Raw genomic sequence first — 23,635 nt, 5'->3', positions numbered from 1 at the left:
GATTACCCAAGTCCGGCTGAAGGGAACGGTCTTGAAAACCGTCAGGCGTGTAAAAGCGTGCGTGGGTTCGAATCCCACATCCTCCTTTTGTATTAACGCGGGATGGAGCAGCTCGGTAGCTCGTCGGGCTCATAACCCGAAGGTCGTAGGTTCAAATCCTGCTCCCGCAATAAGGCTCGGTAGCTCAGTTGGTAGAGCAATGGATTGAAGCTCCATGTGTCGGCGGTTCGATTCCGTCTCGCGCCATTTTTACTTATAGTATGTATGCGGGTGTAGTTTAGTGGTAAAACTACAGCCTTCCAAGCTGTTGTCGCGAGTTCGATTCTCGTCACCCGCTTTGAACTTTGTTCAAATTACCAAGTTTTTAACTTGGGCGCGTAGCTCAGGTGGTTAGAGCGCACGCCTGATAAGCGTGAGGTCGGTGGTTCGAGTCCACTCGTGCCCATTAATAGGAGAATTACTCAAGAGGCTGAAGAGGACGGTTTGCTAAATCGTTAGGTCGGGTAACTGGCGCAAGGGTTCGAATCCCTTATTCTCCGTTTTATTGAGAGTTTATAACTCTTTTTTTTTGTATTTTTAAGAATAGTAGAATAAAAACTTCAGATTTGTAAAACTTAATTGGATTACTTATCTGAAGTTTTTTTGCGCTCTTTGTCAACTGTAGTGGGCTGAAGAAATACTAAAATTTGTATATATTGTTGATTTTATGGTTGTGCTAGTTTATTATTACTTCCAACTCTTGAGTGAAATTTCTCCGCTATTGAGCCAGATTTCTTTTCCGTTATCACATTGAACTAAAAGTTTACCATTTTCAGAGATATCTTTAGCAAGTCCTTTGTAGTCTTTTTGATCCAGTGTGAAAGTCACTTCTTTTCCTAGAACGAAGGACTGTTTTTTGTATAGGTATAATAGCTCTTCTGCAGGTGTTTCGAAGAAAGCACGCCAGATCTCTATGATTAATTCATTTCTTGTTATAGGTGCTGGTACTTTAAATAAACTAGCAGCTTTTTCTTTTAATTCTTGTGGAAAATCATTGATTGTGAAGTTGATTCCTACTCCAATAATGATATCTGTGACTAAGCCAGTTTCTACAGAGGTCATTGCCTCAGTAAGGATTCCTCCAATTTTATGATTGTTTAGGTAGATATCATTGACCCATTTTATGTCGACATCTATTAAAGTTAGGTTCTTAATGGCTTTGTAGACAGCTCCAGCTACAAGTAGTGTGTAGGACGGTAATTTGTCATAGGGAAGATTTGGTTTGAGATGGAGTGTCATATAAATGCCACCTTGTGGGGAGTAGAAGGAGCGTTGAAAACGGCCTCGGCCAGCTGTTTGATAGGAAGCTAGATAGAGGGTATTTGCTTCATTTCCTAAATCAATTGCTTCTTTTGCATCGAGTTGTGTTGATCTTGTTTCGGGTTTAAAACTGATTTTAATTGGAAGATTTTGTTCTAGAAGTTCTGGAAGAATAAGGTCTCCATTCACCAGTTTATAGCCTTTGTTTTTGATACTATCAATTTCAATGCCTTCTTGTTCTAAACGCTTGATGGCTTTCCAAATTGATGTTCGGCTTAGAGATAGTTCTTCTGCGATTTTTTCTCCGCTGACATAGTCGGTTTCTTTAACTAGAATTTGGTAGACGGCTTGGTAAGATTTCATAGTGTTTCCTTTCTCACTAGTTGGTGTTGAGAATATTCTTTTCTTGTTTGACTTGGAGTCTGATTAAAGTATTGTTTATAAGCTTTAGAAAAATGTAGTGGATCTGAAAAGCCTACCGAGTATGCAATTACCTTGATTGACTCTTGGGTATTTTCGAGGAGTTGTTTAGCTCGATACATTCGAACGTATAGTAAGTATTCTTTTGGAGATAAGGTGTTAAATTCTTTGAATACGCTTGATAAGTAGCTTCTGTGAACGGATAGTTCTTTTGCTAAATCTTGAATTGTAAGTGATTGAGGATAGTGGCTATCAATTAATCGTTTGCATTCAAGATAGAGTTGGTAGGTTGATGAAATATTCTTTTTCTTCTGATTGGGAGCAATAGTTCCCAGATGAAACATCAGTTCATGGAGTTGTCCCATGATATGGAGTTGAGCTAATTCATTTGATTTGGTAATCTGAGCGAAGCGGACAATGTCTGAGATGAGTTTTGCAGTGGTCTGGGTATGACAAGTTTCAGATTGGATGAGATAGGATTGATCAGAAATTTGAGAAAGAGCAAAATAGTCAGGAGCTTTCCCTCCAGTGATTCCTAACCAGTAGTAGGCCCAAGGTTCTTTACTATCTGCTTGATAAAAGGTTAGTTCCTCTGGTTTTAATAGAAAGAAATCTCCCTCTTTTAAATCAACAATTTTACCCTTGTAATGAAATGTTCCTTGTCCTTTGGTAATGTAATGCAGAACGTATGTATCTCGAATTGCTGGACCAAAAGAGTATTTAGGTGTGCATTCCTCATATCCATAAAAGCTTAGGGAAAGGTCAATTGTTCCAGTCTGGTATTCTGAAAAAACTAGCATGTGCTACCTCCTACCTAACATTTTACCATATTCTTGAGACATTTTTCTATTTTGGAAAGCGTTTTCGGGTGATAAAATATAATCAGTAAAGTGATGAGGTGAAGTAAATGGGAATTAGGATAGAGAATAATCTATTTTATGTTGAAAGTAAAAATCTAAGTTTGATTATTGAAAATCGTGATGGGTACTTACTTTTGAAACATTTAGGAAAGCCTATTAAGAACTATAAAGGTTCCAATAGTGTTTATGAACGAGACCATGCCTTTTCAGGAAATCCAATAGCTACTAATCGAACCTTTAGTTTAGATACGCAACGTCAAATTTTTGGACAACATGGCTTAGGAGATTTTAGAAAACCAACTATACAGATTCAGCATAGTGTAACTGAAGTAACAGACTTTCGATTTGTAGAAGCAAAGATTTTAAAAGGTCAGAATGGTCCACAGGGCTTACCTTCTCCACATAGCATGGACGATACAGAGACTCTTGTCTTAATGTTAGAAGATTCTAAGGCTCAACTTAGTCTGACTTTGTATTATACTGCTTTTGATAATGATACGACAATTGCTAGCTACAGTATATTGGAGAATAATAGTAATCAGGAAGTTGTCATCCATAAAGATTTTTCTTTTATGGCTGATTTCCCTACTGCAGCTTACGAAATCGTAACTATGCAGGGTGCTTATGCTCGTGAAAAGACTGTCAGACGTCAACAGGTAGAACAAGGAATCTTTTCGATTAGTTCGAACCGTGGAGCTTCTGGTCATGCTCAAACACCAGCTCTTCTACTATGTGATCAAGGAGTCACAGAGGATGCTGGAAATGTGTTTGCTATTCAACTAATGTATAGTGGAAACTTTGAAGCTTTTGTTCAAAAGAATCAATTGAATGAAGTTCGGCTGGCTATTGGGATTAATCCGGAAAACTTTTCTTGGAAGTTAGACCCTGAGGAATACTTTGAAACACCGGTAGCTATAGTGACCTATTCAGATAAGGGATTAACTGGTGTTAGTCATGAAAGTCAGAATTTTGTACTGAAGCACATTATGCCAAGTAACTTTTCTAAAAAAGAACGCCCAATTCTAATTAATAACTGGGAAGCTACTTACTTTGACTTTCAGAGACAAAAACTGTTAGAGTTAGCAGATGAAGCTAAGAAAGTTGGCATTGAACTTTTTGTATTAGATGATGGTTGGTTTGGCAATCGCTTTGATGATAATCGTGCTTTAGGTGACTGGAGTGTGAATGAGGAAAAACTGGGTGGAAGTCTAGAAAGTCTGATTTCAGATATCCACGAAAGAGGTTTACAGTTTGGACTTTGGTTAGAACCTGAGATGATTTCTGTAGATAGTGATTTGTATCGTAAACATCCTGACTGGGCTATTCAGGTTCCAGGATATGATCATACCTATTCTCGGAATCAATTAGTACTTAATCTTGCCAATACTCAGGTAGTAGAATACTTGAAAAATGTCTTAGATCAACTCCTATCTTATCATGAGATTGACTACATCAAATGGGATATGAATCGTAATATTACTAAGCTAGGGAATGGATCTAACTATCTAGAGACACAGATGCAATCTCATCAGTACATGCTGGGGCTTTACGAACTCGTTTCTTATCTGACAGAGAAGCACAGCCATATTCTCTTTGAGTCCTGCTCTGGTGGTGGTGGACGAAATGATCTTGGTATGATGCGTTATTTCCCACAAGTCTGGGCTAGTGATAATACTGATGCTATTGCACGTTTACCAATTCAATACGGATCATCTCATCTCTATCCAACCATTTCTATGGGGGCTCATGTGTCAGCAGTACCGAATCATCAGATGGGGCGAACGACACCATTAGAAACACGTGGACATGTAGCAATGATGGGAAATTTGGGATATGAGCTTGATTTGACAAGTTTATCAGATGAAGAGAAAGCTGAGATTGCTAATCAGGTGAACTTGTATAAAGAATTACGACCAGTAGTTCAGTTAGGACAACAGTATAGGTTAATCAATCCCGAGTCTGCATCCAATGAAGCAGCTGTACAATTTAACTACGGAAATCAAACGATTGTAACCTATGTTCGCGTTTTATCTGTTGTAGAGACCATGGAAACAACTTTAAAGTTAAAAGATTTGGTTGAAGAGGGACTGTATGAATTACAGGAAAATGGAGTAGTTTACTCAGGTGCAGAACTCATGTATGCAGGTTTAACTGTTATCTTATCCCAGGGAGATTTTTTGAGTAAACAGTATATTTTTAGAAGACTATAATAAAGGTGTATAATTTTATAAAGGAGGCTTTCCAATGAAATGGTATAAGAAAGCAGGTTTTCTTTTAGTAGCTGGGGTTAGTTTACTAGGCCTAGCAGCTTGTGGTCAGAATAATCAATCGACTGATGGAAAGGTAACGATTGAATTTTTTAACCAGAAGACCGAAATGGCGGATACTTTGCAAAAAATTGTAGATAATTTTGAAAAGGATCATCCTACTATTGATGTAAAACTGACGACTGTTCCGGCAGCTGGAATTGTTCTGAAGACTCGGATTTTATCAGGAGATGTTCCAGATATTGTTAATATCTATCCTCAAAATATGGATTTTCAGGAGTGGGCAAAAGCAGGTTACTTTACAGATATGACAGGGAAATCTTATCTTGAGAACATTAAGAATGACTATGCAGAAAAGTATGCAATCAATAATAAGATTTATAGTGTTCCTTTAACTGCTAACCTTTATGGAATCTATTACAATAAAACAAAGTTTAAAGAATTAGGACTTGAGGAACCGAAGACTTTTAAAGAGTTTCAAGAGATTGTTAAAAAGATAAAAGATAGTGGGAATTCTCCGTTTGCAGTTGCAGGCAATGAAGGATGGACATTAAACGGTTATCACCAACTTTCTCTCATTACTATTACTGGAAGTGGAGACTCGGCTAATAATTACCTTCGCTTTTCAAAACCAAACGCTATCTCTGCAGATGATGCTATTTTAAAAGCAGATGCAGAACGACTAGATTTGTTGGCGGATAATGCTCAAGATGGATGGCGTGGTGCCTCTTATAATGATGCGGTGGTAGCATTCTCGAATGAAAAAGCCTTGATGATGCCACAAGGATCATGGGCATTAGCGGCAATTAATCAACAGGATTCAAAATTTGATGTGGGGATGTTTGCCTTCCCAGGAGACGAAGTAGGAAAAGAGGTCACTGTTGGTGCAGGGGACATGGCATTATCAACTTCAGCTACTACCAAACATCCTAAAGAAACCGAAGAATTTATCAGCTATATGACTAGTTCAAAAGCTATGCAAGCATATTATGATGTGGATGGATCACCAGTTGCGGTGAAAGGTGTACAGGAAAAAGAAGATTCAGCACTTGCAGAGATTTCTAAACTAGCATTTACGGATAAACATTATGTTTGGTTGGGCCAACACTGGAATTCTGAAGAAGATTTTTTCAATCTAAGTGCAGGTTACTTGATGGATAAAAATCTAAAAAATATGGCAAACAATCTCAATGCTTTCTTTAATCCAATGAAGGCAGATTTGGACTAGAATAGGAGTTAAGATGATATGGCTATTCGAAAATTTTTAAATAAATACTGGGGTTGGACCTTTTTGCTCATCCCGCTTGCATTACAAGCTATCTTCTTTTACTTTCCGATGGTACAAGGTGCTTTCTATAGTTTGACTAACTGGACTGGATTGACCTATAATTATAAATTTGTTGGTTTGAATAACTACAAATTGCTGATGATTGATGGGAAATTCTTCACAGCCATTGCTTTTACTTTGATTTTAACCCTGGCATTGATTATTGGAGAGATTACAATTGGGATGGTTGTCGCTCGAGCCTTAAATTCTAAGATGAAAGGGCAGACCTTCTTTAGAGCATGGTTCTTTTTCCCAGCGGTTTTGTCTGGTTTGACAGTTTCCTTGATTTTTAAACAATTCTTTAACTATGGTCTTCCAACGATTGGAAAAATTTTAGGGATTAGTTTTTTACAAGAAAGTCTATTAGGAACACCGATCGGTGCGGTAGTAGCAACCATTTTTGTTCTTCTATGGCAAGGAGTAGCAATGCCAATTATTCTCTTTCTTGCTGGTCTTCAGAGTATTCCATCTGATATTTTGGAGGCGGCATCAATTGATGGTGCAACAAGCAAACAAACTTTTTGGAAAATTGAATTACCATATTTGTTGCCAACGATTTCTATGGTTTTTATCCTAGCTCTTAAGTCTGGTTTGACTGCCTTTGACCAAATTTTTGCCTTGACGAGTGGTGGCCCAAATAATGCTACAACGTCTCTTGGTCTTTTAGTCTATAACTATGCCTTCAAGAGTAATCAATATGGATATGCGAATGCAATTGCCTTGATTTTATTCTTAATTATTGGAATTGTTTCTCTGATCCAAATCAAACTATCAAAGAAATTTGAAATCTAATAGGGGAGTCTTACACATGAAAAAAGAAGAAAAATTGAATCAGTTTTGGAAGTATGTCCTCTTGATAGTAGGTGGTATTCTTATACTTGTTCCTTTGTTGGTAACGGTTTTTAGTTCCTTCAAGACAACCAAGGATATCATGAATCATTTCTTTGGTTTGCCAAATCCTTTTACATTAAGCAATTATGAACGATTGGTTTCGGATGGGATTGGAGGCTATTTCTGGAATTCAGCTGTTATTACGGTGTTATCATTGATTGTAGTAGCCTTCTTTATACCAGCTGCAGCCTATTCCATTGCTCGAAATATGTCCAAGAAAAAAGCCTTTGCAATTATGTATTCGCTCTTGATTTTAGGAATATTTGTTCCATTTCAGGTGATTATGATTCCTATCACAGTTATGATGAGCAAACTCGGCCTAGCAAATATGTGGGGGTTGGTACTACTCTATCTAACTTATGCAATTCCACAGACCCTCTTCTTGTATGTTGGTTATATTAAAATCAGTGTACCAGATAGTTTAGATGAAGCTGCAGAAATTGATGGGGCTGATCGATTTACAACTTACCGTCGGATTATTTTTCCAATGCTGAAGCCCATGCATGCTACAACCTTGATTATCAATGCATTATGGTTCTGGAATGACTTTATGTTGCCATTGTTAATTTTGAATAAGGATTCCAAGCTGTGGACTTTGCCTCTCTTCCAGTACAACTACCAAGGTCAGTATTTTAATGACTATGGGCCAAGTTTTGCATCCTATATTGTAGGAATTGTAACAATTACTGTCGTCTACCTCATCTTCCAAAAACATATTATTTCAGGCATGAGCAACGGAGCAGTGAAGTAAGAAGAACTCATAGAATCTATAGTCTTTGACACAGAGGAAGGGTTCAGCTTGTTGATAATTCTATGTAGAAAACAAGAAAGTAGTACTTAGTTTATCACAGTCTATATTAGTACGAGTTTGATGATAAACAGAGATTTAATACTCAATGAAAATCAAAGAGCAAACTAGGAAGCTAGCCGCAGGTTGCTCAAAGCACAGCTTTGAGGTTGCAGATAAAGCTGACGTGATTTGAAGAGATTTTCGAAGAGTATAACATGAACTTGATTTACGAAGCCAAGTCATATAAGACTTGGCTTCAATTAGAAAAAGGAGAGTAATGATGCCAATTCAGAATAAAACCATGTTGATTACCTATTCAGATAGTCTGGGAAATAATCTTAAAGACTTATATGAGAATTTGGAAGAGTATTTTGGAGATGCTATTGGGGGAGTTCACCTTCTACCATTTTTCCCATCAACAGGTGATCGTGGATTTGCGCCAGTTGACTACGACGAAGTGGATTCAGCTTTTGGTGATTGGGAGGATGTTAAGCGTTTAGGTGAGAAATATTATCTTATGTTTGACTTTATGATTAATCATATTTCTCGTCAATCTAAGTATTATAAGGACTATCAAGAAAAACATGAAGCCAGTGAATTTAAAGATCTCTTTTTAAACTGGGATAAGTTTTGGCCAGAAAACCGTCCGACACAGTCTGATGTAGATTTAATTTACAAGCGTAAGGATCGTGCACCAAAGCAAGAGATTGTTTTTGAAGATGGGTCAGTCGAACATTTGTGGAATACCTTTGGTGAGGAGCAGATTGATCTTGATGTGACCAAAGAAGTAACTATGGAATTTATCCGTAAGACCATTCAGCACTTGGCAAGTAATGGGTGTGATTTGATTCGTCTAGACGCCTTTGCTTATGCAGTGAAGAAATTGGATACTAATGATTTCTTTGTAGAACCAGATATTTGGGATTTATTGGACAAAGTTCGAGATATCGCTGCTGAGTATGGGACAGAGCTCTTACCTGAGATTCATGAACATTATTCGATTCAGTTTAAAATAGCAGACCATGATTACTATGTTTATGATTTTGCTCTTCCAATGGTGACACTTTATACTCTTTACAGTTCCAGAACAGAGCGCTTAGCCAAGTGGTTAAAGATGAGCCCGATGAAGCAATTTACGACACTAGATACCCATGATGGGATTGGAGTGGTGGATGTCAAGGATATCCTGACCGATGAAGAAATTGACTATGCTTCAAATGAGCTCTATAAGGTTGGAGCGAATGTCAAACGTAAGTACTCCAGTGCAGAGTATAACAATCTAGATATCTACCAAATCAATTCAACCTACTATTCTGCGCTTGGAGATGATGATGTCAAGTATTTCCTTGCCCGTCTGATTCAAGCTTTTGCCCCAGGTATTCCCCAAGTCTACTATGTGGGTCTACTAGCAGGAAAGAATGACCTGGAATTATTAGAAGAAACCAAAGAAGGTCGAAATATTAATCGTCATTACTATAGCAATGAGGAAATAGCAGAAGAAGTCCAACGTCCTGTAGTGAAGGCCCTTCTCAATCTATTTTCTTTCCGTAATCGTTCAGAAGCATTTGATTTAGAAGGAACTATTGACGTTAAAACACCAACAGCCCACAGCATTGTAATCAAACGTCAAAATAAAGATAAGTCCGTAACAGCAGTAGCAGAAATTGATTTGCAAAATCAGACTTATCGGGTAATTGAGAACGGAATTGAAGTAACATTTTGAAGCCTTGATATGGTTGATAAAATAGGGTTTTTATTTTAGAAAACGTTTCCTTTGTTTTCAAATTGCTAAAAAAGTGGTACAATATAGGGTAGCTTACTATTATCTGAATCAATTGATTTGGAGAGAAAGGATTCATTTTGAAATCAATAGGCTTTATTGAAAAGCTGAAAGGGTTGTCTAGTAAAGAGCTGATTTTATTGGGAATTATCCTGAGTATCTTTTTACCCTTTTATCTTTTTGTAGTTGTATTCTGTTTATATATTATCAGTTTAATTTTTACAGGGGATATGAAAAGTATTCTTCAGAAAATGGGGGAGCATCCGATGCTGCTTCTTTTTCTTGGCTATAGTACTGTTATATCCGTTTTTGCACAAAATTGGATGGGAGTTGTGGCTTCGGTAGGAATTTTTCTTTTTACTATTTTCTTTTTGCACTATCAGTCGATTTTATCACATAAATTCTTTCGCTTGATTTTGCAGCTCGTCTTATTTGGTAGTGTATTGTCAGCTGCTTTTGCGAGTTTAGAGCATTTCCAAATTGTGAAGAAATTCAACTATGCTTTTCTTTCACCCAATATGCAGGTCTGGCATCAGAATAGAGCAGAAGTGACCTTCTTTAATCCTAATTATTATGGAATTATTTGTTGTTTCTGTATCATGATTGCCTTCTATCTGTTTACAACGACCAAGTTGAATTGGTTGAAAGTATTCTGTGTGATTGCAGGCTTTGTGAATCTCTTTGGTTTGAACTTTACTCAAAATCGAACTGCCTTTCCTGCTATTATCGCTGGAGCCATTATCTATCTCTTTACGACCATTAAAAACTGGAAGGCCTTTTGGCTTAGTATTGGGGTCTTCGCGATTGGCTTGAGTTTCCTCTTTTCTAGTGATTTGGGAGTTCGGATGGGGACTTTGGATTCTTCTATGGAAGAGCGCATTTCTATCTGGGATGCTGGGATGGCCTTGTTTAAGCAAAATCCTTTTTGGGGTGAGGGGCCATTGACCTACATGCACTCTTATCCTAGGATAAATGCTCCTTATCATGAACATGCTCACAGTCTATATATCGATACGATTCTGAGTTACGGAATTGTGGGGACTATTTTATTAGTTTTGTCTTCTGTTGCTCCTGTTCGATTGATGATGGATATGAGTCAGGAGTCGGGGAAACGTCCGATTATCGGTCTTTATCTGTCTTTCCTTACAGTGGTTGCTGTACATGGAATTTTTGACTTGGCCCTCTTCTGGATTCAGTCAGGTTTCATTTTCTTACTAGTTATGTGCAGTATTCCGTTGGAGCATCGAACGTTGGTATCGGACATGACGGATTAAGTTTATAAGATTAAAATCTTCTATCTTGGGTAGGAGATTTTTTTACTGGGAAAAATTATTTCCAAATCGAAATAGTTGACAGTTAGAACGATGAGTGTTACAATTGTTTTATTCTTTTCGATATCGAAATAAATTGGAGGTGTTATGAAAGATAGTCATTTGGTAGCCCATCATATTCGTTTGTTGAATGGGCGGATTTTTCAAAAGTTACTGAGCCAAGACCCTGAAGCTCTTTATCGGAGTGAACAGGGCAAGATTTTAGCGGTTTTATGGAATAGTGAAACTGGCTGTGCAACTGCGACAGACATTGCGCTTGCGACTGGACTTGCTAATAATACTCTGACGACGATGATAAAAAACCTAGAGGAACAAAATCTTGTAACTATTAGTCCATGTGGAGAAGATAAGCGTAAGAAGTATTTGGTTTTAACAGAGTTGGGGCAGTCTCAGAAAGAAGTGGGGCATCGTGTCAGTCAGAAATTGGATACGATCTTTTACAAAGGATTTTCAGAGGAAGAAATTCGTCAGTTTGAAGCCTTTCAAGAAAGAATTTTGGCTAATCTGAAAGAGGATGAAAATGAGGTTTAAAATGGAGCAAATTAGCTGTTTATAAGTAAAGGCCACTTTTGACTTTGTTTTCCAACTCTTAGGACAAGGAAACTATGTGGTTAGCTATGGTCAGACTCAGATTGGTGGAGTTGCCTATTCCCAGTACGATATTTTCCGTCTAGAAAATGGAAAAATTGTGGAGAATTGGGATAATAAGGAAGTCATGCCTAAGGTAGAAGACCTGACCAATCGAGGGAAGTTTTAAATTGAGGATACAGAATGATTGAATACAAAAATGTAGCTTTACGTTACACAGAAAAAGATGTCTTGAGAGATGTTAATTTACGGATTGAGAATGGCGAGTTTATGGTTTTAGTTGGGCCATCTGGGTCCGGTAAGACGACCATGATTAAGATGATTAACCGTCTCTTGGAACCGACTGATGGAAATATTTATATGGATGGCAAGCGCATCAAAGACTATGACGAGCGGGATCTTCGTCTTTCTACTGGTTATGTTTTACAGGCTATTGCCCTATTTCCTAATCTAACGGTCGCGGAAAATATTGCCCTGATTCCTGAAATGAAGTGCTGGACTAAGGAAGAAATTGCTCAGAAAACAGAAGAGCTTTTGGCTAAGGTTGGTTTACCAGTGGCTGAGTATGGACATCGACTTCCTAGTGAATTATCTGGTGGAGAACAGCAACGGGTCGGTATTGTTCGTGCTATGATTGGTCAGCCTAAGATTCTCCTCATGGATGAACCTTTTTCAGCCTTGGATGCTATTTCGAGAAAACAGTTGCAGATTCTGACGAAAGAATTGCATAAAGAATTTGGGATGACAACGATTTTTGTAACCCATGATACGGATGAAGCTCTGAAATTGGCGGACCGTATTGCTGTCTTGCAGGATGGAGAAATTCGCCAGGTAGCGAATCCCGAGACAATTTTAAAAGCGCCTGCAACAGACTTTGTAGCAGACTTGTTTGGAGGTAGTGTTCATGACTAATTTAATTGCAACTTTTCAGGATCGTTTTAGTGATTGGTTGACAGCTCTATCTCAACATTTGCAGTTGTCACTTTTAACCTTGTTACTAGCTATTTTTATCGCGATTCCCTTGGCTGTTTATCTTCGCTATCATGAGAAATTGGCCGACTGGGTCTTGCAGATTGCAGGGATTTTCCAGACTATCCCGTCACTGGCCTTGTTGGGGCTCTTTATCCCCTTGATGGGAATTGGAACCTTGCCAGCTTTGACAGCTCTAGTGATCTATGCGATTTTTCCGATTTTACAAAATACCATCACTGGACTCAAGGGAATTGATCCGAGTCTGCAAGAGGCTGGGATTGCCTTTGGGATGACTAGGTGGGAGCGACTCAAGAAGTTTGAAATTCCGCTTGCCATGCCTGTTATCATGTCTGGGATTCGGACGGCAGCTGTCTTAATTATCGGTACGGCAACCTTGGCTGCCTTGATTGGGGCAGGGGGGCTGGGTTCTTTTATCCTTTTGGGAATTGACCGTAATAATGCCAGTCTGATTTTGATCGGGGCCCTTTCTTCTGCAGTGCTTGCCATTGCCTTTAACTTCCTACTAAAAGTGATGGAAAAAGCAAAATTGCGGACGATTTTTTCTGGTTTTGCCTTGGTGACCATATTGCTCGGTCTGTCTTATAGCCCAGCTCTCTTGGCTCAAAAAGAGAAAGAAAACTTGGTTATTGCTGGGAAATTGGGTCCAGAACCAGAAATTTTGGCCAATATGTATAAACTCCTTATTGAAGAAAATACCAGTATGACTGCGACTGTTAAACCGAATTTTGGGAAAACAAGCTTTCTTTATGAAGCTCTGAAAAAAGGCGATATTGACATTTATCCTGAATTTACTGGTACGGTGACTGAAAGTTTGCTGCAACCATCACCCAAGGTGAGTCATGAGCCAGAGCAGGTTTATCAGGTGGCGCGTGATGGTATTGCCAAACAGGATCATCTAGCCTATCTCAAACCCATGTCTTATCAAAATACCTATGCTGTAGCTGTTCCGAAAAAGATTGCTCAAGAATATGGCTTGAAGACCATTTCGGACTTGAAAAAAGTGGAAGGGCAGTTGAAGGCAGGCTTTACACTTGAGTTTAATGACCGTGAAGATGGAAATAAGGGCTTGCAATCAATGTACGGTCTCAATCTCAATGTAGCGACTATGGAACCAGCTCTTCGCTATCAGGCAATTCAGTCAGGCGATATTCAAATTACGGATGCCTATTCAACCGATGCAGAGTTGGCACGTTATGATTTACAGGTATTGGAAGATGACAAACAACTCTTCCCACCTTATCAAGGGGCTCCACTAATGAAAGAAGGTCTTCTCAAGAAACATCCAGAGTTGGAAACAGTTCTCAATAAATTGGCTGGTAAGATTACAGAAAGCCAGATGAGCCAGCTCAACTACCAAGTCGGTGTTGAAGGCAAGTCAGCAGAACAAGTAGCCAAGGAGTTTCTACAAGAACAAGGTTTGTTGAAGAAATAGTTTGAAAATGTCAAACTCAACTTTGTTAAACGACCATATAGAAAACTGCTCAGACAATGTTGTCTGGGCTTTTTTGATTGTTGAAAAGATGAAAACTCAGTAGCCTAGAAATAAGGCAACTGAGCTCTACTCTGTATTCAATTTTTAGGAATGAGAAGGTCTAGATAAAACTGGACAACTTCCTGGTATGTAAAGTCTTGTCCTTTTTTGAGCCACCAGGTCAATGTCTCGATAAAGTTGGACACGACCAAGTGTTGGAGGTAAGAAGTAGGCAGATTAGTGTGGGCTTCTTTTAACTCATCAGCCAACATGGGATAGACATGGTGTTCTAGCTCTTTATGGAGTTGACGGAGGAAGTAGTCATTTTTGGAAAATAGCAGACTGGTAACATGGTCCTGGTTTTTCTGAAAATGTAAAAAGATATGTGCGAGGTAGTCCTCGGTAGTAAAGTGTCCTTCCCTTTCAAAGAGATGATGAAAGAGGTAGCGACAGAGCTCATCTAAAAGGAGTTCCTTGCTTTCATAGTGACAGTAAAAAGTAGAACGCCCAACATCTGCTAGGTCAATGATATCCTGAACAGTAGTGGCATCATAGCCTTTGTCGTTCAAAAGTTGTAAAAAAGCTTGATAGATGGCTTTTTTCGTCTTGCTGACTCGACGGTCTCTTTTTGGCATGTAGACACTTGAGACAAACTGTTCAGAACTGAACATGGCTGACAGTTTGCTTCTATCCTTTCTTTGAATTTTATTAGATAATACAAATGAAAGAAGTATGTATATACCCATTATACCAAAGGAGGGAGAGAAATGAGTTCTAAAACATCTATCTGGTTAGCTTTTTTCTTAAATTTAAGCTATGCGATTGTTGAGTTTATCGCAGGAGGAATCTTTGGTTCGAGTGCAGTTCTTGCTGATTCCGTTCATGACTTGGGAGATGCTATAGCCATTGGCATCTCAGCCCTTTTAGAAACAATTTCAAACCGTGAAGAAGATAGACAGTACACCTTGGGTTACAAACGTTTTAGTCTTTTAGGAGCCATGCTAACGGCTGTGATTCTTATGATAGGGTCTGTCCTAGTGATCTTGGAAAATGTCACAAAGATTGTTCACCCGCAACCCGTCAATGAGGAAGGCATCCTCTGGCTGGGAATCATTGCAGTAGCCATTAATGTGCTAGCAAGTCTGGTAGTTCGTAAGGGGAAAACAAAGAACGAGTCAATTCTTAGCCTGCATTTTTTGGAAGACACTCTTGGTTGGTTGGCCGTCATTCTAATGGCGATTATTCTTCGATTTACGGACTGGTATATCCTCGATCCGCTTTTATCACTAGTTATTTCTATCTTTATTCTGTCGAAAGCCATTCCTCGCTTTTGGAGCGCACTGAAAATTTTCCTAGATGCTGTGCCAGAAGGAGTCGAGACAAGTGATTTGGAGAAGGATTTAGAGGCTCTACCCAATGTCAACAGTGTCAATCAACTTAGCATTTGGTCCATGGATGGTCTAGAGAATAATGCTATTGTTCACATTTGTATCAAGGACTGGGAACAGATGATGGAAACCAAAGAAGTGGTGCGTCAATGTTTAGAAGAAAGAGGCGTGCAGAATATCACTATTGAAGTAGATAGCAGTCAAAGCAATCATGCGCAACATAAGCGGAGGGTGAGAGAATTAGAGCAGAAGCATGGGCATCATCATTAGAAAAGCGACCTCGCTAGAGGTCGTTTTGTTATCCTATTCATTCCTTGTACTTTCTCTCAGAGTCAGTCTGGTTCCCAACATGGTTAGGCTAGGGATTTTGCGACCGTGGAGTACTTCCTTATTAAGAATATCCATGCCTGCTCTGCCCATTTCTTCGGTATAGACGGTGATGCTGGAGAGGGGAGGATAGACTTGCTTGGTCAGACTAGTGTCGTTAAAGGAAATGAGGCTGACGCGGTCTGGTAGGCTGATTCCAGCTTCTTGGAGCGCACGGAGGGCACCGATGGCTAAACTATCGCTAGCTGCGAAAAAGGCTGGTGGGAGTTGGTCTCCCAAACTCTGAATGGCTTCCTTCATCAAGTCATAGCCAGACTGGGCGGTAAAGCTTCCTTGAAAGACCAGTTCATCATGATAGATTCCTTTTGTTTGACTGTAGTTTCTAAAATTTTCCAGTCGCTTATCCTCAATGATTTCTTCTTGGTCGGTTGTTTCTTCAAGGCCTGTTAGAATCCCGATGCGGTCCATCCCTTGGATGAGAAAATAATCGACAACCTGTTTCATGGCAGTGTAAAAGTCCGTGATAATGCAGGTATGTCCTAGTGAAAGAGTATCACTGTCTAGAAAGACAAGAGGCTTTTGGTATTCTTCAAAGGCAGAAATCTGAGCTCGGCTAAATTTTCCGATGCAGAGAATCCCAATCACTTCTTCGCTTAGGGTAAAAGGATGGTCATTAAAATAGCGCAAGATATCGTAATCCAGTTCTTGGGCTCTTTTTTCAATACCCAGACGAATCTGGTAGTAGTAGAGGTCGTCCAGTTCCCCTTGTTCGCTGACCCATTGGATAATGGCAATCTTTTGCTTGGGCTTGTGGGACTCGCCTGTCTTGAGGTGTTTGGTGTAGCCCAGCTCTTCAGCAACAGTTAAAATACGGTGTCTGGTTTCTTCTGTAACAGATAGGCTCTGATCGCGGTTTAGGACACGGGATACGGTCGCGATAGAGACAGAAGCTAGTTGTGCAATATCTTTTAAGGTAGCCATAAATCCTCCTTCTTTTAAGTTAGTATATCATATTTTTCTGCTTTTTACCGATAGTTTAGTAAAATTTTAGTAAAAAGGATTGACCTTGGGAAATCCCTTGGATACAATAGAAGAAAACGATTACACGTTAAGGTGACTTAACGGACAGTCAAAGGAGAATTCATATGACACAACATCTTACTGCTGAAGCTCTTCGTAAAGACTTTCTTGCTGTTTTTGGTCAAGAAGCAGATCAAACATTCTTTTCACCAGGTCGTATCAACTTGATTGGTGAGCACACAGACTATAATGGTGGACATGTATTTCCAGCAGCTATTTCCTTAGGAACTTATGGGGCGGCTCGCAAACGTGACGACCAAGTTTTGCGTTTCTACTCAGCCAACTTTGAGGACAAGGGTATTATCGAAGTACCTCTCGCTGACCTCAAGTTTGAAAAAGAGCACAGCTGGGCCAATTATCCAAAAGGAGTTCTTCATTTCTTGCAAGAAGCTGGGCATGTGATTGACAAAGGTTTTGATTTTTATGTTTATGGGAATATCCCAAATGGTGCTGGATTATCTTCTTCAGCATCCCTTGAACTCTTGACAGGAGTCGTGGCAGAGCATCTCTTTGATTTAAAATTAGAGCGTCTCGATTTGGTTAAAATCGGAAAACAAACAGAAAACAACTTTATCGGAGTCAACTCTGGTATCATGGACCAGTTTGCTATTGGTATGGGAGCTGACCAACGTGCTATTTACCTTGATACTAACACCTTAGAGTATGATTTGGTACCACTTGATTTGAAAGACAATGTCGTTGTTATCATGAACACCAACAAACGCCGTGAACTGGCGGACTCTAAGTACAATGAACTCCGTGCTGAGTGTGAAAAAGCAGTGGAAGAATTGCAAGCAGCCTTAGATATTCAGACCTTGGGTGAATTGGATGAGTGGGCCTTTGACCAATATAGCTACCTAATTAAAGATGAAAATCGTTTGAAACGTGCTCGCCATGCTGTGCTTGAAAATCAACGTACTCTTAAAGCTCAAGCAGCCCTTCAAGCAGGAGATTTGGAAACATTTGGTCGTTTGATGAATGCGTCACACGTTTCCCTAGAGCATGACTATGAAGTAACTGGTTTGGAATTGGACACCCTCGTTCACACAGCTTGGGCACAAGAAGGAGTTCTCGGTGCTCGTATGACAGGGGCAGGTTTTGGCGGATGTGCCATTGCTTTGGTGCAAAAAGATGCTGTTGATGCCTTTAATGAAGCTGTTGGCAAACACTACGAGGAAGTAGTTGGATACGCTCCAAGCTTCTATATCGCTGAAGTTGCAGGTGGCACTCGCGTCCTTGACTAGTCAAAAGGAGGCTCTATAGTGACCTTAGTAGATAAATTTGTAACACATGTCATTTCTGAAAGTTCATTTGAGGAAATGGATCGAATCTACCTGACCAATCGTGTCTTGGCACGAGTGGGAGACGGTGTTTTGGAAGTTGAGACCAATCTGGATAAAGTGATTGACCTCAAGGACCAGCTGGTTGAGGAAGCCGTTCGATTAGAAACGATTGAGGATAGTCAGACTGAGCGTGAAATCCTCGGTGCTGAACTGATGGACTTGGTGACCCCTTGTCCAAGTCAGGTCAATCGTGACTTTTGGGCAACCTACGCCCAATCTCCTGAGCAATCGATAGAGGATTTTTACCAACTCAGTCAGAAAAATGACTACATCAAACTCAAGGCCATTGCTAAAAATATCGCTTATCGTGTTCCGTCTGATTACGGTGAACTTGAAATTACCATCAACCTCTCTAAGCCTGAAAAGGATCCCAAAGAGATTGCGGCAGCCAAGTTAGTGCAAGCTAGTAATTACCCTCAGTGTCAGCTTTGTCTAGAGAATGAAGGCTACCATGGTCGGGTCAACCACCCAGCTCGCAGCAATCACCGTATTATCCGTTTTGAAATGGCTGGTCAGGAGTGGGGTTTCCAGTATTCGCCCTACGCTTACTTTAATGAGCACTGTATTTTCTTAGATGGTCAGCATCGTCCCATGGCCATTAGTCGTCAGAGTTTTGAACGTTTGCTGGCTATCGTAGAGCAGTTTCCGGGCTATTTTGCAGGCTCTAATGCCGATTTGCCGATTGTTGGGGGCTCTATTCTAACTCATGATCATTATCAGGGAGGCCGTCACGTATTTCCTATGGAATTAGCTCCTTTGCAAAAGACTTTCTCTTTTACTGGTTTCGAGCAGGTTAAGGCTGGGATTGTCAAGTGGCCTATGTCAGTACTACGTTTGACTTCGGCTTCCAAAGAAGATTTGATCAACTTGGCTGACAAGATTTTGCAGGAATGGCGTCAGTATTCAGATCCTGCAGTGCAGATTTTGGCAGAGACGGACGGAACACCGCATCACACCATCACACCTATAGCCCGTAAACGCGATGGCCAGTTTGAGTTAGACTTAGTCTTGAGAGACAATCAGACATCGCCAGAGCATCCTGATGGCATCTACCATCCCCACAAGGATGTCCAACATATCAAGAAGGAAAACATCGGCTTGATTGAGGTCATGGGCTTGGCAATCTTGCCACCACGTCTGAAAGAAGAAGTGGAGCAAGTAGCAGCCTACCTTGTCAGAGAAGATGTCTCAGTTGCCACTTATCATCAGGAATGGGCAGACCAACTCAAAGCCCAATATCCAGATATAACAGATAAAGAGAAAGCCCTTGAAATCGTCAAGGACTCTATGGGTACTATCTTTGCGCGTGTACTTGAGGATGCAGGAGTCTACAAGCAGACGGAACAAGGGCAGACAGCCTTTATGCGCTTTGTGGAGCAGGTCGGAATTTTGCCAGACTAGGAGCTTTCTCCTTGCACAGTCCTATAAAAAGTAGTATCATAGTGTCGTTTGAAATATCAGGAGGAAACGATGAAAGATTTTCATTTTGACGCTATATCTGCCTTTGAAAATTACGAAATTGAACAAATGAGAGATGGTCACGTTGTGGTGACGACCAAAGTAGTGGACTCGTCTCTCAACTACTATGGCAATGCCCATGGTGGCTATCTCTTTACCCTTTGCGACCAGATCAGTGGTTTGGTGGTCATATCTCTGGGGCTTGATGGAGTGACGCTCCAGTCTTCTATCAACTACCTCAAAGCAGGAAAACTCGACGATGTGCTGACCATTAAAGGAGAATGTGTCCACCAAGGACGCACAACTTGCGTCGTGGATGTCGATATCACCAATCAAGAAGGCAGAAATGTCTGTAAAGCAACCTTTACCATGTTTGTTACAGGCCAACGGTCAGAAGACAGACAGGTAAGGATATAGAGAAACAAAAAAGAGGCTCACACCTCTTTTTCTTATTTCTTTTTATGATTTAATACTGCATTGAGGACAATGGCGAGTAGACTGGCTACGACGATTCCGTTTGAGAAGAACATTTGGAAGGCTGTCTGCATGCTGATAAAGAGATTACTGTTGTTGAGTCCGACACCTGCAGCGATGGAAACTGCTGCGATAAGAAAGTTGTGTTCATTGTTAGCAAAGTCAACACGAGCGAGGATTTGCATCCCTTGAATAGATACAAAACCAAACATCACCAGCATGGCACCACCGAGGACAGGGCTTGGAATGATTTGGGCAAGGGCGCCAAACTTAGGAAGGAGTCCAAGGAGAACCAGGAAACCAGCTGCGTAGTAGATTGGCAGGCGAGTCTTGATACCTGACAATTTAACCAAACCAACGTTTTGTGAAAATCCTGTGTAAGGGAAGGTGTTAAAGATTCCTCCGAGAAGTACGGCCAAACCTTCTGCGCGGTAACCGTTGCGAAGGCGCGTGCTGTCGATTGGGTCTTTCGTGATATCAGACAAGGCTAGGTAAACACCAGTCGACTCAACCATAGATACTGTTGCGATGATACACATCATGACAATAGATGAGATTTCAAAGGTTGGCATCCCAAAGTAGAGTGGAGTTGGGACATGGACAAGTGGTGCTGCCGCAACAGGAGAGAAATCAACCAAGCCCATGCTAGCAGCAATGGCAGTTCCAACAACCAGACCAATCAAAATAGAGATAGACTTGATAAATCCTTTAGTAAAGATGTTGATCAAGAGGATAATCAGAACAGTGATAGCTGCAAGCAAGAGACTTTGACCAGTTGGCTCTGGAACGTTATTTCCCATATTTCCAATAGCGACAGGGATCAAGGTTAAACCAATCGTAGTAATAACAGATCCTGTTACGATAGATGGGAAGAGATTGGCAACTTTTGAGAAGATGCCTGAAACAAGAACCACGTAAATCCCTGATGCGATAAGGGCACCAAACATAGCACCACTACCATGGCTTTGCCCAATCATAATCAAGGGAGCGACCGACTGGAATGCAACTCCGAGCACGACTGGTAGTCCAATTCCAAAGTATTTGTTGAGTTGGAGTTGGAGGAAGGTTGCCACCCCACACATGAATATATCTGTAGAAATCAGGTAGGTCAACTGCTCAGTTGAATAGCCAAGGGCTGTCGCAATCATGATAGGAACCAGGATGGATCCTGAGTACATAGCTAGTAAGTGCTGCAAGCCAAGAACGGCTGCTTGCGAGTGTTTTTCTTGAGTTTGCATTAGAGATCTGCCTCCTTAAATACGACTTGACCATTTTCAAAACGATCTAAACGAGCGAGTGATAGAACAGGGTAGCCTGCTTTTTCAAGCAAATCACGGCCATCTTGGAAAGATTTTTCAATCACGATACCGATAGCTTCGACTGTGGCTCCGGCCTGTTCGATGATTTGAATCAAGCCTTTGGCAGCTTGGCCATTAGCAAGGAAATCGTCGATAATCAAGACCTTGTCCTCTGGTGAGAGGAATTTTCCAGCGATAGAAACGGTGCTGGTCACTTGCTTGGTAAAGGAGTAAACTTCGGCAGTTAAGATACCTTCGTTCATGGTAATGTTCTTAGCTTTTTTAGCAAAAATCATAGGGACATTTAAGGCTTCAGCTGTAAAAACAGCTGGGGCAATACCCGACGCTTCAATGGTTACAACCTTGGTAATGCCAGCAGCAGTAAATTTTTCCGCAAAAACCTTACCAATCTCTCGCATCAAGCTAAAGTCAACTTGGTGGGTTAAAAAGGAATCCACCTTGAGGATGTTGTCACCCAAGATATGCCCATCCTTGAGGATGCGCTCTTCTAATAATTTCATAAGACCTCCTAAAGTCTAAAAGCCAATCCATTTGCTTGTTCCAGATTCCTATCAAGTAAAAACTGATAGAAAAAAGACCTACTTAATCTCTAAGTAAGTCCCCAAAATAGGCATGGCAAAAAAGACCATCCCCTCAAGCTGACTTACTTATTGTTAGGTGTTCCGGCACCTTGTAGAAACGTCGTGCCAATTCACGACATAAACAAGTAAAATGATATTCAATTTTAAATAGGCTTGAGCCAATGTTTTTATTTTACACTAAATAACTTTAGAAATCAAATGTTTTGTTAGTGTTTTGCTTTAAAAAACGAACAAATATAATAAGAATAGGGAAAAATTAACTTATTGGCTAACATTTAGAAGGTTTTTCCATCATAAAAGGCATATTATCAAGATTCTTAAAGACCTGACAATATGCCTTTTTCTAATTTTAAAGACTTTTTCCCAATCTTTATTATTCTACTCGCTAAATCTTAAAAAATAACCATCTGGATCCAAAACTGCAAATTCATGGGGATATATAAAGCTATCTCCTACTCGAAATTCTCTTTTTGTCAGGGGACGATGGATGGGATAGTCAGCTTCCAGCAGTTTTTGGTGGAGCTGAGGAACATCTGCAATGCCAAAGGAAATATTGACACCGCGTCCGAAAGGATAGGTCAGCTGAGCTAATTCTTCTGCGCTGCCTTCTTCTAGCATAAGTTGGCAGTCTTCAAGCGAGAGGAAGAGAAATTTCTCCTCTGGACGCTCGTATTCGACAGAGAATCCTAGCAGGTCGCAGTAGAAGTGGCGTGATTTTTCGATGTCAGATACTACAAATTCAGGAATGACAGCTTGATAGTCCATTCGTTTTCTCCTTAGAGTTCAATCTCCAAGACAATCGGTGTATGGTCTTGGCGAGCACCTGAGTCAATCATATCAGATTTAGTGACCTTGTCTGCGAGACGGTTACTTGTGAGCCAGTAGTCGATTCTCCAGCCTGTATTGTTGATTTTAGAAGTCTTGCTGCGTTGTGCCCACCAAGTGTAGCGTTCTGGAACATCGCCGTGAAGATGACGGAAGGTGTCGGTAAATCCTGTTGCCAAGAGATTGGTAAATCCAGCACGTTCCTCGTCGGTAAATCCTGGTGAACGGCGGTTGCTGGCAGGATTTGCAAGGTCGATTTCATTGTGGGCCACGTTGTAGTCACCGGTCGCAAGGACTGGTTTTTCTTTGTCCAGTTCAGCTAAGTATTCTGCATATTTGACATCCCAGACTTGGCGTTCTTCCAAACGTTTGAGGCCGTCGCCAGCGTTTGGAGTGTAAACTTGGGTCACGAAAAATTCATCAAATTCTAGAGTGATGATACGACCTTCCAAGTCCATGGTAGAAGGGGCACCGATTTCTGGGAAAGTGACAGTGGGTGTGAGTTCTTTCTTATAGAGGAACATAGTACCAGCATAGCCTTTACGGGCAGGTTCTTGGGAAGAGCGCCACGTGTTTTCGTAGCCTGGGAAGAGTTCTTCTAAAATTTCCAAGTGTTTCTTTGTAGGGCCTTTGGCAGAAAGCTTGGTTTCTTGGATAGCAATGATATCAGCATTTTCAGCGACCAAGGTTTGTAGGACTTCTTGGGACAATTTGGCACGAGCTGAGTCACTAGTTAGGGCTGCATTGAGGGAATCAATATTCCATGAGATAAGTTTCATAAAGTTACCTTTTTCATTCAGATTATAGATTTTATTATACCAAA

At 40.4% G+C, this 23,635-nt stretch carries 21 protein-coding genes, 5 tRNA genes, 1 pseudogene and 1 riboswitch; of the genes and pseudogenes, 19 read left to right on the top strand and 8 right to left on the bottom strand.

Annotated elements, in window-relative coordinates; genetic code table 11:
• The first annotated feature begins 96 nt into the window (after positions 1-96).
• From D8836_RS05545 to D8836_RS05525, 5 genes are all read left to right on the top strand, one after another.
• Positions 97-170, top strand: a tRNA-Met gene (locus D8836_RS05545).
• Between the two features lie 3 nt (positions 171-173).
• Positions 174-246: transfer RNA gene (locus D8836_RS05540), tRNA-Phe, on the top strand.
• Between the two features lie 20 nt (positions 247-266).
• Positions 267-337 (top strand) — tRNA-Gly (locus D8836_RS05535).
• A gap of 34 nt (positions 338-371) precedes the next feature.
• A tRNA-Ile gene (locus D8836_RS05530) sits at positions 372-445 on the top strand.
• A 6-nt stretch (positions 446-451) separates the two neighbouring features.
• A tRNA-Ser gene (locus tag D8836_RS05525) sits at positions 452-539 on the top strand.
• A gap of 187 nt (positions 540-726) precedes the next feature.
• Here the strand turns inward: D8836_RS05525 and birA are convergent.
• Together birA and D8836_RS05515 are read right to left on the bottom strand one after the other, a co-directional pair.
• Positions 727-1,662: a bifunctional biotin--[acetyl-CoA-carboxylase] ligase/biotin operon repressor BirA gene (gene birA / locus D8836_RS05520; RefSeq protein ID WP_125393386.1), complete on the bottom strand. Its 936-nt coding sequence runs from the start codon at positions 1,660-1,662 to the stop codon at positions 727-729.
• Positions 1,659-2,519, bottom strand: a complete 861-nt coding sequence (locus D8836_RS05515) for an AraC family transcriptional regulator (protein ID WP_125393385.1) — start codon at positions 2,517-2,519, stop codon at positions 1,659-1,661. Before D8836_RS05515 ends, birA begins: the two co-directional genes overlap by 4 nt.
• Before the next feature lie 107 nt (positions 2,520-2,626).
• Between D8836_RS05515 and D8836_RS05510 the strand changes: the two genes are divergently transcribed.
• From D8836_RS05510 to D8836_RS05460, 10 genes and pseudogenes are all read left to right on the top strand, one after another.
• Positions 2,627-4,789 (top strand): alpha-galactosidase, encoded by a 2,163-nt coding sequence (locus D8836_RS05510; protein WP_125393384.1) that lies wholly within the window; start codon positions 2,627-2,629, stop codon positions 4,787-4,789.
• Positions 4,790-4,823: 34 nt separating this feature from the next.
• The gene (locus D8836_RS05505) at positions 4,824-6,074 is read left to right on the top strand and encodes an extracellular solute-binding protein (protein WP_125393383.1); all 1,251 of its coding nucleotides are present in this window, start codon (positions 4,824-4,826) and stop codon (positions 6,072-6,074) included.
• An 18-nt stretch (positions 6,075-6,092) separates the two neighbouring features.
• Positions 6,093-6,965 (top strand): carbohydrate ABC transporter permease, encoded by an 873-nt coding sequence (locus tag D8836_RS05500; RefSeq protein ID WP_001007686.1) that lies wholly within the window; start codon positions 6,093-6,095, stop codon positions 6,963-6,965.
• 16 nt (positions 6,966-6,981) lie between these two features.
• Positions 6,982-7,815, top strand: a complete 834-nt coding sequence (locus D8836_RS05495; protein ID WP_000711264.1) for a carbohydrate ABC transporter permease — start codon at positions 6,982-6,984, stop codon at positions 7,813-7,815.
• Between the two features lie 319 nt (positions 7,816-8,134).
• Positions 8,135-9,577: a sucrose phosphorylase gene (gene gtfA / locus D8836_RS05485; protein WP_049499330.1), complete on the top strand. Its 1,443-nt coding sequence runs from the start codon at positions 8,135-8,137 to the stop codon at positions 9,575-9,577.
• 137 nt (positions 9,578-9,714) lie between these two features.
• Entirely contained in the window at positions 9,715-10,908 is a 1,194-nt protein-coding gene (locus D8836_RS05480) for an O-antigen ligase family protein (RefSeq protein WP_004258845.1), read from the top strand.
• Between the two features lie 144 nt (positions 10,909-11,052).
• Positions 11,053-11,496, top strand: coding sequence for a MarR family winged helix-turn-helix transcriptional regulator (locus D8836_RS05475; protein WP_125393382.1), 444 nt, complete (start codon positions 11,053-11,055; stop codon positions 11,494-11,496).
• Between the two features lie 34 nt (positions 11,497-11,530).
• Positions 11,531-11,722, top strand: a pseudogene (locus tag D8836_RS05470) (nuclear transport factor 2 family protein); the annotation flags it as partial.
• Between the two features lie 14 nt (positions 11,723-11,736).
• On the top strand, positions 11,737-12,465 hold the full coding sequence (locus D8836_RS05465) for an ATP-binding cassette domain-containing protein (protein WP_125393380.1): 729 nt from the start codon (positions 11,737-11,739) through the stop codon (positions 12,463-12,465).
• Complete coding sequence (locus D8836_RS05460; RefSeq protein ID WP_125393379.1) at positions 12,458-13,978, top strand: ABC transporter permease/substrate-binding protein; 1,521 nt, start codon at positions 12,458-12,460, stop codon at positions 13,976-13,978. The genes D8836_RS05465 and D8836_RS05460 overlap by 8 nt, the downstream gene beginning before the upstream one ends.
• Before the next feature lie 137 nt (positions 13,979-14,115).
• Here the strand turns inward: D8836_RS05460 and D8836_RS05455 are convergent, their stop codons facing one another.
• The gene (locus D8836_RS05455) at positions 14,116-14,652 is read right to left on the bottom strand and encodes a TetR/AcrR family transcriptional regulator (RefSeq protein ID WP_004235331.1); all 537 of its coding nucleotides are present in this window, start codon (positions 14,650-14,652) and stop codon (positions 14,116-14,118) included.
• Between the two features lie 132 nt (positions 14,653-14,784).
• On the opposite strand from D8836_RS05455, the gene D8836_RS05450 reads away from it, so the two are divergent.
• A complete protein-coding gene (locus tag D8836_RS05450) occupies positions 14,785-15,675 on the top strand; it encodes a cation diffusion facilitator family transporter (RefSeq protein ID WP_000095928.1) in 891 nt (296 codons plus the stop codon).
• 33 nt (positions 15,676-15,708) lie between these two features.
• On the opposite strand, the gene galR is transcribed toward D8836_RS05450, so the two are convergent.
• The gene (galR, locus tag D8836_RS05445) at positions 15,709-16,713 is read right to left on the bottom strand and encodes a DNA-binding transcriptional regulator GalR (RefSeq protein WP_125393378.1); all 1,005 of its coding nucleotides are present in this window, start codon (positions 16,711-16,713) and stop codon (positions 15,709-15,711) included.
• 164 nt (positions 16,714-16,877) lie between these two features.
• Here galR and D8836_RS05440 point away from each other — a divergent pair, with 164 nt between their 5' ends.
• The 3 genes from D8836_RS05440 to D8836_RS05430 all read left to right on the top strand — a co-directional run bounded on the left by D8836_RS05440 (position 16,878) and on the right by D8836_RS05430 (position 20,030).
• Complete coding sequence (locus D8836_RS05440) at positions 16,878-18,056, top strand: galactokinase (protein ID WP_125393377.1); 1,179 nt, start codon at positions 16,878-16,880, stop codon at positions 18,054-18,056.
• Between the two features lie 18 nt (positions 18,057-18,074).
• Positions 18,075-19,556, top strand: coding sequence for a UDP-glucose--hexose-1-phosphate uridylyltransferase (locus tag D8836_RS05435; RefSeq protein ID WP_125393376.1), 1,482 nt, complete (start codon positions 18,075-18,077; stop codon positions 19,554-19,556).
• A gap of 69 nt (positions 19,557-19,625) precedes the next feature.
• A complete protein-coding gene (locus D8836_RS05430; RefSeq protein ID WP_000651223.1) occupies positions 19,626-20,030 on the top strand; it encodes a PaaI family thioesterase in 405 nt (134 codons plus the stop codon).
• A gap of 32 nt (positions 20,031-20,062) precedes the next feature.
• Here D8836_RS05430 and D8836_RS05425 read toward each other — a convergent pair whose 3' ends face one another.
• From D8836_RS05425 to D8836_RS05410, 4 genes are all read right to left on the bottom strand, one after another.
• Complete coding sequence (locus D8836_RS05425; protein ID WP_125393375.1) at positions 20,063-21,325, bottom strand: nucleobase:cation symporter-2 family protein; 1,263 nt, start codon at positions 21,323-21,325, stop codon at positions 20,063-20,065.
• Positions 21,325-21,906: a xanthine phosphoribosyltransferase gene (locus D8836_RS05420; RefSeq protein WP_004256023.1), complete on the bottom strand. Its 582-nt coding sequence runs from the start codon at positions 21,904-21,906 to the stop codon at positions 21,325-21,327. Before D8836_RS05420 ends, D8836_RS05425 begins: the two co-directional genes overlap by 1 nt.
• A gap of 130 nt (positions 21,907-22,036) precedes the next feature.
• A riboswitch (purine riboswitch) is annotated at positions 22,037-22,132 on the bottom strand.
• A gap of 233 nt (positions 22,133-22,365) precedes the next feature.
• A complete protein-coding gene (locus D8836_RS05415; RefSeq protein WP_000386217.1) occupies positions 22,366-22,752 on the bottom strand; it encodes a bleomycin resistance protein in 387 nt (128 codons plus the stop codon).
• Between the two features lie 11 nt (positions 22,753-22,763).
• Positions 22,764-23,591 (bottom strand): exodeoxyribonuclease III, encoded by an 828-nt coding sequence (locus D8836_RS05410; protein WP_125393374.1) that lies wholly within the window; start codon positions 23,589-23,591, stop codon positions 22,764-22,766.
• Positions 23,592-23,635 lie beyond the last annotated feature (44 nt).

It is taken from the genome of Streptococcus mitis (assembly GCF_003942995.1).
Taxonomy (GTDB): domain Bacteria; phylum Bacillota; class Bacilli; order Lactobacillales; family Streptococcaceae; genus Streptococcus; species Streptococcus mitis_CV.
This window is presented reverse-complemented; position numbering and strand designations above follow the sequence as displayed.